General features: G+C 43.8%; 9 protein-coding genes. 3 read left to right on the top strand and 6 right to left on the bottom strand.

Annotated elements, in window-relative coordinates; translation table 11 throughout:
• Positions 1-613: 613 nt before the first annotated feature.
• The 5 genes from rpiA to KTR06_RS23955 all read right to left on the bottom strand — a co-directional run bounded on the left by rpiA (position 614) and on the right by KTR06_RS23955 (position 7,382).
• Positions 614-1,315, bottom strand: a complete 702-nt coding sequence (gene rpiA, locus KTR06_RS23975; RefSeq protein ID WP_151935863.1) for a ribose 5-phosphate isomerase A — start codon at positions 1,313-1,315, stop codon at positions 614-616.
• Positions 1,316-1,677: 362 nt separating this feature from the next.
• The gene (locus KTR06_RS23970; RefSeq protein WP_049702131.1) at positions 1,678-2,328 is read right to left on the bottom strand and encodes a hemolysin III family protein; all 651 of its coding nucleotides are present in this window, start codon (positions 2,326-2,328) and stop codon (positions 1,678-1,680) included.
• 80 nt (positions 2,329-2,408) lie between these two features.
• Positions 2,409-4,328, bottom strand: a complete 1,920-nt coding sequence (locus KTR06_RS23965) for a transglutaminase domain-containing protein (protein WP_120068923.1) — start codon at positions 4,326-4,328, stop codon at positions 2,409-2,411.
• 18 nt (positions 4,329-4,346) lie between these two features.
• Positions 4,347-6,386, bottom strand: a complete 2,040-nt coding sequence (locus KTR06_RS23960; RefSeq protein ID WP_120068920.1) for a DUF3857 domain-containing protein — start codon at positions 6,384-6,386, stop codon at positions 4,347-4,349.
• A gap of 96 nt (positions 6,387-6,482) precedes the next feature.
• Positions 6,483-7,382, bottom strand: coding sequence for a diaminopimelate dehydrogenase (locus tag KTR06_RS23955; protein ID WP_055236482.1), 900 nt, complete (start codon positions 7,380-7,382; stop codon positions 6,483-6,485).
• Between the two features lie 187 nt (positions 7,383-7,569).
• Here KTR06_RS23955 and ruvA point away from each other — a divergent pair, with 187 nt between their 5' ends.
• A complete protein-coding gene (ruvA, locus tag KTR06_RS23950; RefSeq protein WP_120068915.1) occupies positions 7,570-8,172 on the top strand; it encodes a Holliday junction branch migration protein RuvA in 603 nt (200 codons plus the stop codon).
• Position 8,173: 1 nt separating this feature from the next.
• Entirely contained in the window at positions 8,174-9,166 is a 993-nt protein-coding gene (locus KTR06_RS23945) for a DUF3843 family protein (RefSeq protein ID WP_120068910.1), read from the top strand.
• 605 nt (positions 9,167-9,771) lie between these two features.
• Here the strand turns inward: KTR06_RS23945 and KTR06_RS23940 are convergent.
• Complete coding sequence (locus tag KTR06_RS23940; protein WP_055236483.1) at positions 9,772-10,608, bottom strand: hypothetical protein; 837 nt, start codon at positions 10,606-10,608, stop codon at positions 9,772-9,774.
• Between the two features lie 163 nt (positions 10,609-10,771).
• Between KTR06_RS23940 and KTR06_RS23935 the strand changes: the two genes are divergently transcribed.
• Positions 10,772-12,205 (top strand): CCA tRNA nucleotidyltransferase, encoded by a 1,434-nt coding sequence (locus tag KTR06_RS23935; protein WP_008641195.1) that lies wholly within the window; start codon positions 10,772-10,774, stop codon positions 12,203-12,205.
• Positions 12,206-12,349 lie beyond the last annotated feature (144 nt).

The raw sequence follows: 12,349 nt of genomic DNA, 5'->3' as shown, positions 1-12,349 counted from the left end.
AAAGAACTATTAACAATGATGAAAACTGAAACGACCATGTACCAAGTTCTGCTAAGACTTATTGATCTTTTTTCTTCCTGTTTTTTCGTGTTTTCTTCTTCTATCTTATTGTTTTTCAGTTATTTTGTTTCTATTTTCGCAAATTGTCCGGTTCTTCCGGTTTCTTTTATTGAAATTTCCTTTATCTGTTCTTGTTTATTTAGTAGTCTCTTTTTCTCATTGATTTTGAGATGGGGGGTAATATTCTACCCGAATTTTTAATGAATTTCCCAGTGTTTTCACTATTATTTTAACTATCATTCGGCTTTGAATAAAAATAAATATGTTTGATGACGTTTTAATATCTGTGTTTTGTGGGAAATGCATTTCTCAACTATACTTATCCCTATGAGAAAAAATACTCATAGCAATGAGAAGAAATACTCATTATAATGAGAACTTTTTCTCATTGCAGTGAGAATATACCCTTGTTAGAATAGGCTAAAACAATGCATTACGGTATATAAATGAAAAGAATCAGAACCGTACAGGCATGAACAAGATTCACCTCTGGGTCCTCTGTGGTAAATAAATTCATTTCCCTACAAAATGCGATTTTCCAGTTTACGTTGTTTTACTCTGCCATGATAACTTCGACATCATAACCTATGAAAAGGCCGCTCTCTATGACACCGGTAATGGTTTTGAGTTGTTCTTCGAGCGAAGAATCAATATAGTTAAAACGAGTGTCGAGGATGAAATTCCCATTTTCTGTAAAGACAGGCCCGTCTTTGCCGTGGGCAGGACGCAGGACGATTTCTGATGCACCCAGTCGTTGCAGCTCATGGTCTACATAAGTTAGTGAGTCCGGAAAGATCTCTACCGGAATGGGAAATTTATTTCCCAACTGATTGACGCGCTTGCTGGGGTCGATGATGATGAACGTTTTGCGGCTGTTTCTAATGAGCAGTTTTTCTTTGAACATAGCTCCGCCACGTCCTTTAATCAAGTTTCGCTGCGGGTCTACTTCGTCCGCTCCGTCAAATGTCCAGTCGGGGCGCTTGTTCCAAAGGATAGTTTGTGGGATGCCTAGCTGTATGCAAGTCATCGAGATTTCTTGAGAGGCGGGAATCACTTCAATATGCAAGTGCTCTTCACGAATCCGTCGCGCCAGTTCGAACAGAGTTAGATAGACTGTAGAGCCGGAGCCGGCTCCTATCACATCTCCGTCTTTTGCCGTGGCGGCAATTTCACGGGCTACGTGTTCTTTGGCTTCCCGGTTGATAATGGAGTCCGACCATTGCAGGTGCTTTATAAGATGATTTTCCCAGTCCATAAGTTTATGCTCTAAAATTGTTTTAAGTTTCTCTATATATAACGAATCAGCGAATCAGTTTGTTTGTTCGTTTCAATTTCGGATGGGAAGAGTCTCTTTAGATGAGAAAAGTCTCTTCAACAGCCTTCAATCATTTAAATAGTTAATAAACGATTCGTTAATTTTTAACTTTATTGCGTTAAACGTTAACGAACCTCTGCTTTTTATTAAACCGTGTTATAAGTTAGGCTGCTTTGCCCCGAAAATTTGGAGATAACCGAAAAGTCCGTATCTTTGTACTGTGTTTTTCATAGTATTAGATTTAAGGTTAACAAAGATTGGCTGTCTGGGATAGATAGCCTTTTTTTTGTCCCTACTATTCCTTATAGAATCAGCCAGATGGCAATGATATGCCCGATGCTGCCTCCCAGACAAAACAAGTGGAAAGTGGCATGCATATATGGTTTGCGCAACGAATAAAAAACAGCTCCCACGATATACGAAACTCCTCCGCCAATCAGCCACCAGAAAGCGGTAGTGGCTCCCAGTTCTCCCAGATGATCTAACAAAGGTTTCATGGCTACCAATATACAGGCGCCCATACCTACGTAACAAGCCGTTTCGAGATTACTATGTTCTTTCAGTTTTTTGAAGCTAAGAATGAAACCGGCGATAGCCGACAGCCAGACGAAAGCAAAAATTCCCCATCCCCATCCGCCGGCATGCCGCAGAACAAGCAGGGTAAAAGGAGTGTAGGTTCCGGCAATGTGCAAATAGATAGCTCCATGATCGAATTTACGGAGCAGCTCTTTCAGCTTTCCCGGACGGCTGCCGTGATACCACGTAGAACTGACATAAGAAGAAAGCATCCCCGCCAAGTAGACAGATACACAAGCAACTGCCCACTGCGGTTCTATATTTTCGGAAGCCTTTTCCAATAATAAATATCCGGCCACGATTCCAAGCAGAATACCTATTCCATGGCTAAGGGTATTTGCCCATTCTTCTATATTATTGTATCGTTTGTTCTTCAATGTTCCTTTTTTGAATTGTTAAGTCATAAAAAATATTGAGTTGCAAAGATACTTTATTTTCCGTAAAGCGTTCCCCCCCCTTATTCTTTTTTTAGAATGATTTTTCCACTGTATTGCCCGGCTACTTGCTTGCGGAAATCAAGAAATGCCGCATATTCATCCGGACTGTAAACCCCTTTAGACATGAACAATCGGTGAACGATGCATATTTTCTTATCTTTCACCTGAATGTCGGAATGAAAACTGCCAAACTTGCTTTTCACGTCAAGTGGTTTCGGAAGTCCTTCAATCACATAGCCTTCCGGCAGTTGGATGCGGATACTGTCTGTATCTGTGTAGCCGTAGTCGATATGAATAGGATAAGTGCGCTTCGTCAGAGGAGGAACACTAAATTCTTTTCGGAACACATTGGCGGGGATAAACAAGCGGTTTCCCGTCTTATGACCGTATTGATTGCTGGTGGCAGTGTAGCGGAAAGTGATGGATGGATTTGTCTCCTTACATTCGCTGATTTGCAGATTCCGGATATCGGCTTGAGACAAGTGGATGCCCGAGCGGATGCGGTCTTTCTGTTTGTTAGGTTCCAGATAGACGATGCCTGCTTCATTTTCGTATTGGAAGATCCGGGAGACTTCGTTCACTTCTATCCGTGCTTTTGCTGTGGGGGAGAGAGTGATGTCGGCAGCGATGTGCTGCGTGTTCAGCGAGTCGGGATAAGTGGGCAGGCGGCACATTTTGCCACCGTCCGGTTCAATTAGTAAAGCATCGTGTCCGGCAATATCCTGGTGAACATAACCGAATGGAAGCGACGGATTGGTGCATTCCAGCCAAAGCGTGTCTTGTGGAAGCGGAACTTGCAGAATGACGTGATTCATTTGGTTGGCACTGGAGAAATCCGGTAACAAACGTTCGTTGGTGGTACTGATAATTGTATAAGTAGAAGCAATCCCCAATTCTTTCAGCATGGCACGAGTGTAATTGGATAATCCCTTACAGTCACCGAATCCCGTGCGGCAGACATCGGTAGCAGCAATAGGCTGTAAACCTCCGATACCCAGTTGGATGCTGACGTAGCGGGTGGTTTTTGCCAGATAATCATAAATGGCTTTCACCTTGTCCCGGTCGGTGGCGCAGTTGGCTGTCAGTTCGTGCAGCTTGGCGCGGAAAGGTTCGGTGAGCAGGTCGCGCCCGTCGAGCAATCGGTATTGCCACTCTCCGTACTTTTGCCAACTGCTCATATCGCCCTCCGACTTGTCATACTTGAAGGCGGAAGGCGCAAAATAGACACGTGGAAGCAGTTCTGCGAAATCCGGCCCGAAAGGTTCTTTGACGATGGGAGAGAGTTTGGAGGCGGTGGCTTCAATCACTTGGTGCCCGTCGGCTCCGGTAGATTCTTTTACTTGGATTTTTTTTCCTTGCGTGTTCAGCTCACGGTATCTGCATCCTTGTCCTGCAGGCAGCTCGATACGGTAAGTTGCTTTCTCCACCCCTTGGTTGGGGTATGCCTGCGGTATAAAGGTGGAATAGCCGATCAATCCGTTATTGCACTTCACCTCCCATTCGTATTTCACTGTGAAAGGGAATGTCGGATAATTACATTCGTAATAATAGAAATAATCGTCCGTGCTAAGCGAAGAACTATATTCACTTTTCTGAAGTTCGCCTTTCTTTATCTTGCGTACACTTTGTCCGCCGGCATTGATGATCTCTCCGGAAAATTTCTGCAAAGAACGGAACATGTCACACCCGCAGAAGAAATGTGCTGCATCCAGTCCCCTATGGTTGAGAACAGTGATTGTCAGGCTCTCTTTTTCTATGGATTGAGTCATGGATTTGCAGAGAACCTCTGTGCGTGCTTCCACGATAATGGAATTGGCATCCTTGAGAATATCCTGTGCACGCACTGTCTGTGTGTGCAGACTTAGGCAAATAAGGACACCGGACAGGCTGAATGCCCGACGTATTATTTGCTTTAGGATGGAGTGATTGGAACGAATCATTCTATTAACAGGTAGAGTTTATATTTTCTTGAGTACGATTAGTGCATTATTTTTTTCGATCACTTTGGTCCAGAGCTCCTGTAGCTGTTTGTATTGTTCGGAAAGGAATATGTATCCTTTCAGGTGGAATACATAATTGAGCAGGATTGTATTTCCCTGTTTCTGGATCATATATTTACATTGTAATCCGTCTCCTTCTGACCGGATAGTTTGTGATTGAGGTAGCTCCTCCACTTCGTAGCCATCGGGGAGAGTCAGCGTAGACAGCATCGTGAACTTGTACGGATAGGGGAATTCGATGGGAAGTACCCGTTCCGTCTGGATAAACGGATTATTTTTCAATTGCGGAAAGAGCATCGGATTAATATAAAGGTGATCGTTCGTCCGGTCGGCTTGCAAGACGAAGTCGAACTCTTCTTCTATCAGTGCGTAGTCATTTTCTTGTTTTTTCACTTTCAGGTTGGTGAAAGTGAGTTTCTCTTTCTGGCTGACATTGTTTTTAGGATTCGAAACGAGACTGTCTTGCTTATGCTTCTCATTCGTCTGATATTCGATGGCTTCCTGCCCGTAAAGAACCGTGCTGCGATGTCCTTTCACTTGGTTTCCCTCTATTCGGGCATCAATCTTCATAAAACTTTTATTGTCGGAAAGAGCCATCACGTTCACCCATTTCTTATCTTCTTTCTCTTTGAGGGAAAGTATGCGTGCTTTGTTTACAGCTAAGTCGAGTGGCAATATATTGAGGGCGGGTACAGCCATGGAGCTGTCTAAAAATACATATTTCTGTTTGGTTATGTCGTAGACGGCGACAATGAATGTATTCAGTTTTTGAAGGGAAGGAAAGTTGTAGGGCAGTATGCCTGATGAACGCCGGCTCATAGCCACCGGATAGGCTTCCAGTCCGAAGTCTTTCAGGATGCTGATAAGGATAAAATTGAGGTCGGCATTACTGCCGCTTCCTTTCTTGATAACCTTTTCGAGTTCTTTACTGTAGAGCTGATACCGTCCGTTCCAGGCCATTTTCTTTTTGAGTACCTGGAAGGCGCAGATGATTTTCTCCTCGAAATTCATTTCGCTGTTGTAGGCTTGTTTGGTTTCGGGACGGAAAGGGTTGGTGAGCGAGAGATATTTGCCGAACTGTGTATTTTCCGGTTTTAGCAGTTGGTGATCTACATCTTCCCATTTCTGGCTGTATGGCTTGTATTCATTGGGTGTGAATTGGGTTCCTTGCAGGTCGAAACTGACTTGTACTTTATAGTCTTCCGGGCACCAGCAATAGGATTCGTCCTGTCGGATAGCCGGAAGGTTGCGTGAGATAAAGGTGGTTTCCTGTGCCGAAACGGTGAAGTCTTTGCTGACTCCCCCTGCACCGGACCCGTCACGTTCCGTGGCATGAATGGAGGAATCTCTTTGCTTCACTTGTATGTAATCCTTTCCTCGGAGTTCGATGTTGTAGACGAACACATGAGGGATTGTGATTTTGTATTGGTTGTAGAGCATAGGAAGTTCCTCTTGCATCATCCAGTTGTCGATATGTGAAAAATAGTCGGAGTAGAGTTTGTAGTGATATTCGATGACAGTCCCCTCTTTGACGGCAGGCAGAGAGAATTTTAGCATTTTATACAGGTTGTTGATTCGCTCGAAAGAAATGGATTCCCGCTTCATGGGTGTTTTGATACATTTTCCATTTTCCATGTTGTAGGAGCAGCCTTCTATGTCACTGGCCCTTTCCTGTCCTTCATCTTTATCGGTAGGAGAGTAGTAAGGAACGGAAACATCGGCGTATGACACTCCCTGCGGTTTTAAAATTTTGATGCGTACCCAGTGCTCGGTAGTCAGCTGAAAACCGTCGTGGTAGATGAAATCACTTTGTCCCTGATGGAATAGATAAATGGCCGTGGCGGTGGTGTCCGGGGCATAAGAGGTGAGAGACAGTTCTTCTTTGGAAGGTTTTCCATATTTCAGATTGAGCTCTATGGTGGCTGTTGTGGCTTGTTGTGGGTAAGCAGGCAACAGATATTGCAATAGAAATGCGCAGAGAATGAATAGTTTTCTCATTATTGTGTTTTTTGTAGTATGCTCACAAAGATAAAAAAAATAGAGAAAGGTGTATCGCCTTTCTCTATTTAATTTTTATTTTATGTATAAAATATATTATACCAAATGTCCGATCCATTCTTCACGGTCGCCGGGGAGAAGGTCGATAACAGGAATTTCTACCATTGTGTAGCATCCCGGCTGTTGCTTCATCGAAGCACGTGCCACACATACTAGCACTTGTGCTGTCAGTGCGGGGTTATTGATGCGCATATTAAATTCGAACAACTGATTCTGTGTTTTGCCGGATACACCTTTGCGAGTGAGATTTACACCATGACCCATATCCAATAGAGCGTCCACGCTCGGAACGAGTTTCACGTGTGTTTCATCATTCACGAAGTAAGGATCTGCTTTGATGGCAGCAGCTACTTCTTCAAATTTATATCCGTCTTTCAGTTCGATGTACACCATGCGGCGGTGGATTCCCGTGCCGGTAGGAATAGTCATGGAAAGAGCGGCTTTCACCCCGTCGATAGCTTTTACGGCTACTGTGTGTCCCATGCTCATACCCGGACCGAAGTTGGTGTAAGTGATTCCTTTCGGAGCAATCGCTTCGAGCATGGTGCGTACGATGGAGTCGCTTCCCGGATCCCATCCGGCAGAGATGATCGATACGGCTTTATGTTCTTTGGCAGCAGCATCCAGTGTGCGGCGTAAGTCTACGATACCAGTGTGGATATCGAAACTGTCTACCGTATTAATCCCCATTGCCAGATATTCTTTTGCATATTTCTCAACGCTGCGGGTTGGCGTGCAAAGAATAGCTACGTCTACATCCCCCAACTCTTTTATGTCCTTTACTACTGCATAGTTTGCCAACTCTTCCGGTTTGTTCTCTGCTCCTGCACGACGAACGACTCCGGCTATTTCGAAATCAGGTGCCGCCTGAAGCGCTTCCAGTACATAATGTCCGATGTTACCATAACCAACGATGGCAGCTCTTACTTTTTTCATTCTTTTCTTGGTTTTAATGAACAAATTTCTTTCTTTTGCTTGCAAAAGTAAACAATTTACTACTAACTTTGGTTCATTCGCTTTAATATTTTTATTTTTTTCATATTCTTCATATCTGATGTACAAAAGAATAATCTGTGAAAATCAGTGTAATCTGTGGTGAGAAAGTTTTATCTTTGTCCCTGTTATGATAGAATATATTAGAGGCGAACTTGCCGAACTAAGTCCGGCAACCGCAGTGATTGACTGTAACGGGGTGGGATATGCCGCCAATATATCCTTGAATACCTATTCGGCTATTCAGGGAAAGAAAAACTGTAAGTTATATATTCACGAGGCGATTCGGGAAGACGCTTATGTGCTTTACGGATTTGCCGAGAAGCAGGAGAGGGAGATTTTCCTGTTGTTGATTTCCGTCTCCGGAATCGGGGGGAACACGGCACGTATGATTCTCTCGGCGCTCTCACCTGCCGAACTGGTGAACGTAATCAGCACCGAAAACGCAAATATGCTGAAAACGGTGAAAGGTATCGGGCTGAAGACTGCGCAACGGGTGATTGTCGACCTGAAAGATAAGATAAAAACGATGAGTGGGCCTGCCGGCGGAGGTGCTTCCGCAGGTCTGTTGCTGCAAGCTGCCAATGCGGAAGTGCAGGAAGAGGCGGTGTCTGCATTGACAATGCTCGGTTTTGCTGCCGCACCTTCGCAAAAGGTGGTGTTGGCTATCTTGAAGGAAGAACCGGATGCTCCGGTAGAAAAGGTTATCAAACTGGCTTTGAAACGTTTGTAGTATGAAACAACAGAAAATTTATATGAAGGCATGGCTGGATGCTCACGGCCGTGTAAAAGCGGTGGATACGGATGAATGGTATCTGGATTTTGCTAATCAGCTATTGCCTTTGGTGGCTGAATCGTATATATATGGTGGGAAAGACATGGAAGAAGACCAGAAGCAAGTGGCTCTGACGTGTGCTTTATACTTGGAAGATTGCGTGGCAGACGGAGGAAACTGGCGTCAATTTATCCACTGGCATCAGGAAAACTACGGACGTTACCTGCCTTTCTACACGTTGACGGACGAATATCTGCCGGACGAAATCAATCGTGAAGATGTTGTTTTCCTTTTGTGGGCAATCAATTCACCGATCGGTGATGATTTTGACGGAGTGGAGAACCCGATGGATGCAGATTTGCTGGAGTTTGCAGATGTATTATACAACCGTTTGGATGCTGCGTTCGAATTGGCTCCTATCAGTGATTACCTTGCGACCGACTGGCTGCTGGAAACGGAATTGATGCAAAAGAAGCGAATGCCTCTACCGATAGCTTTGCCGGGAGAAAAAATGCCTGCCAACGTTGAGCGTTTCCTTGAAGCAAGTAAAGGTGAACCGCTTTTGTACTTCGACTCTTACGATGCGCTGAAATTTTTCTTTGTGCAATCATTGAAGTGGGAGGATGAAGAAGATTCTCTGTTGCCTGATTTAAAAGAGTTTGATAACTTCGTGGTTTTCGCCAATCCGAAAGGTCTGTTGATCGGTCCTGATGTGGCCCCATATTTTGCGGACAAACGCAACCCGCTTTACAATGCTGAACTGGCAGAAGAGGAAGCATACGAACTGTTTTGTGAAGAAGGTTTGTGCCCGTTTGATTTGTTGAAATATGGAATGGAACATGAGCTGTTGTCGGAAGCACAGTTCCCGTTTGAGAACGGAAAGGAACTGTTGCAGGAAAACTGGGATTTTGTGGCTCGCTGGTTTTTGGGCGAATATTACGAAGGAGAATAAGAGAACAAGAATCAGATATAAGTACTGTTTATATAAGTGTTGTCTATGCCAATCAAAAAAAATAACAATCCTTTCGTCGGAAAGACAAAGTCCGCAGCCGGTAAAAAGAAGGCAACCGGAAAACGGGTTGGAAAATCAAAACGGGAAAAGGCTAATAATCAATTGAATAGAAGGGTAAAATAAGGATGTGGAGGATACGCCGTTTTTGCTTACCAGGCTACGCCGTTTTATGATGGCAGACTACGCCTTTTCTCCATACCAGGAAACGCCTTTTCTTCCGCGCAGAGAATAAAGAGGTTTATTATACATTTGACGGGAATAGTTGTCGTTTATGAAAAATAACAACTATTCCCGTCAGTTTTATTGTTGACCGAGGTTTTTTCTGCTAAATAGCTTCTCTTTTGACGGTTTTTAGTTAAATGGGAATATAATTCAGACAGAAGAACAAAAGAACAAGAAATAAAATAGCAGTTCAATAAGCAACAAAAATAATTTTCAAAGCGCAGCCTTTATGTTCTTTTGTTCTTATGTCTAAAAATAAAAAAATCATTTATCTCATTTCCGCACAGATCGTTTTCTTTTTGCCAAATGGAGTTTCCTTTTTATTAATCGGTAATTTCCTCCTGTGCCTTCCGTTCTTTTTTCTTATTGATAAATCCGATTTTCAGGTTAGCTTCCTCTTGTTCTTTTTTAATCTGTTCCATCGCGGAGAGGATTTGCGCTAATTCATAAACATTGGCTGCGGCTAGTCGGTCGGTGGGACTCATCGTTGTTTTATAGGTACGGTCGCCCATATATTCCACACGGATATTTTTGTCTTTATTGAGATGTAGGAATTCGATTACATTACCGTCTTCTCCCAGTTTGTAATCAGCTTTTTCTATTTTCTCGTTCATATCGGTCGTTTCGTAGCTGTCTTTGGAACTTGGAGTTTCGGCAAAACTGCCGTCAGGAGCAATCACTTTCACTTTGTTGTGGTGGATATTGCCGGCACCGCAATAGATAGAGGTCATACTCATGATGCCTTGCTCGTTCACTTGGAAGCGGAGGTATGAACGGTGCATGTTTTTCTCAATGGTCTGTGTAGGCCAGAGGTAGTTGCCTACTTGTTGATATTCGGCATCTTTTTCTAGTGTGAATTTGTCTTTGATGGCGTTGAATTCTTTCGTTTTTGCCTGAAAGGCGCTATCCAGATAAGCAAGTGTTTTTTGCTGTGCTTTTGTTTCAACATCAAGCATTAGTGCCTGTCCTGCCTTACGTGCTTCGAACGCTTTGGGATACAGAATCTTGATACTGTCAATTTGTAACTTAGCTTCTTCATAGTCGCCACGTTCGTAGGCAGCCTTGGCAACCATCAGTTTTTCATTGGCTTTTTTCTCAAGGCCATTTCCGCAGGCAGCTAATGCCAGCGTACCACAAAAGAGGATAATCAGTTTTTTCATCACAAATTCTATTTACTGGTTCTATTATTTATATGAAGAAGCAGTGTCCGTTTGCCATTCACTGTTCATCGTTCTGTTCTTCATTCACTTTATTAGCGGCAAAAATACAAATATATCCCTTATTTTTGTAATTTTGTCCCCTCAAAACTTATAACTAAAAAGAATGATAGAGTTGACTCAAGAGGAATTGAAGCAGCATTTTAGCGAACCCATCTTCGGACAGATAGCCGAAACGGCCGATGCGCTCGGCATGGAGTGTTATGTGGTAGGTGGCTACGTTCGTGATATTTTTCTGCAACGTCCCTCTAAAGATATAGATGTAGTAGTTGTAGGAAGTGGAATTGCAATGGCAGAAGCCCTTGGAAAACGGTTGGGACGTGGTGCTCATGTCTCTGTTTTCAAGAATTTCGGAACAGCACAAGTAAAATACAGAGGTACGGAAGTAGAGTTTGTAGGTGCGCGTAAGGAGTCTTATCAACGGGATTCGCGCAAACCGATTGTTGAAGACGGTACGCTGGAAGACGATCAGAACCGTCGTGATTTCACGATCAATGCTCTTGCCGTATGTCTCAATAAGGCACGTTTCGGCGAACTGGTAGACCCGTTCGGAGGCATGGAGGATATGAAGGAAAAGACAATCCGCACTCCGCTCGACCCGGATATCACTTTCAGCGATGATCCTTTGCGCATGATGCGTTGCATCCGTTTTGCTACGCAGCTGGGCTTTTACATTGACGATGATACTTTCGAATCGCTTTGCCGGAATAAAGAACGGATTGAAATCATCTCCCGTGAACGTATTGCGGACGAACTGAATAAGATTATTCTGTCTCCGATTCCCTCAAAAGGTTTTATTGATTTGGAACGTAGCGGTTTGCTGCCGTTGATTTTCCCGGAATTTGCTGCCTTGCAGGGAGTGGAAACACGGAACGGACGTTCGCATAAGGATAATTTTTATCACACATTGGAAGTGCTGGATAATATCAGCAAGAAGACTGATAACCTTTGGTTACGCTGGGCTGCTTTGCTGCATGACATTGCCAAGCCTGTCACGAAACGTTGGGAACCGAAAGCGGGATGGACGTTCCATAATCATAATTTTATCGGTGAAAAGATGATTCCGCATATCTTCCGCAAGATGAAGTTGCCGATGAATGAGAAGATGAAGTACGTGCAGAAGCTGGTTAGCCTGCACATGCGTCCGATTGTTATCGCGGATGATGTGGTGACAGACTCGGCTGTACGCCGTCTGCTCTTTGAAGCGGGAGATGACATTGACGACTTGATGATGCTCTGTGAAGCGGATATTACTTCCAAGAATATGGAACGTAAGCAGCGTTTCCTGAATAACTTCCAGTTGGTTCGACAAAAGCTGAAGGATTTGGAGGAGAAAGACCGTGTCCGTAACTTCCAGCCACCCGTGAGCGGAGAAGAAATTATGGAGATTTTCGGTTTGGAACCTTGTCGTGAAGTCGGTGTTCTGAAAAGTGCTATAAAGGATGCTATCTTGGATGGAGTGATTCCGAACGAATATGAGGCTGCTCATGCTTTCATGCTGGAGCGGGCTAAGAAGATGGGGCTGACGCCGGTGTGCTGATAGAAGGACGGAACAGATATATTATAGTATTCAAACACAGGTTTATACGAATCAGTAGTTGAATTGGAGTAAAACTGTACTGAAATGAACTAAATGATAATTTTGCGGAGTGCCCTGAAAGGGCTTAATTATATAGCGTAAGGC

Origin of the sequence: Bacteroides sp. MSK.20.12, assembly GCF_019052435.1 — a bacterium.
GTDB lineage: Bacteria > Bacteroidota > Bacteroidia > Bacteroidales > Bacteroidaceae > Bacteroides > Bacteroides xylanisolvens.
This window is presented reverse-complemented; position numbering and strand designations above follow the sequence as displayed.

Excerpts from the sequence above, each read along its gene's own strand:
- rpiA (WP_151935863.1), bottom strand. The coding sequence starts at position 1,315 with ATGGACTGGGAAAATCATCTTATAAAGCACCTGCAATGGTCGGACTCC.
- KTR06_RS23965 (WP_120068923.1), bottom strand. The coding sequence starts at position 4,328 with ATGATTCGTTCCAATCACTCCATCCTAAAGCAAATAATACGTCGGGCA.
- KTR06_RS23960 (WP_120068920.1), bottom strand. The coding sequence starts at position 6,386 with ATGAGAAAACTATTCATTCTCTGCGCATTTCTATTGCAATATCTGTTG.
- KTR06_RS23955 (WP_055236482.1), bottom strand. The coding sequence starts at position 7,382 with ATGAAAAAAGTAAGAGCTGCCATCGTTGGTTATGGTAACATCGGACAT.
- ruvA (WP_120068915.1), top strand. The coding sequence starts at position 7,570 with ATGATAGAATATATTAGAGGCGAACTTGCCGAACTAAGTCCGGCAACC.
- KTR06_RS23945 (WP_120068910.1), top strand. The coding sequence starts at position 8,174 with ATGAAACAACAGAAAATTTATATGAAGGCATGGCTGGATGCTCACGGC.
- KTR06_RS23940 (WP_055236483.1), bottom strand. The coding sequence starts at position 10,608 with ATGAAAAAACTGATTATCCTCTTTTGTGGTACGCTGGCATTAGCTGCC.
- KTR06_RS23935 (WP_008641195.1), top strand. The coding sequence starts at position 10,772 with ATGATAGAGTTGACTCAAGAGGAATTGAAGCAGCATTTTAGCGAACCC.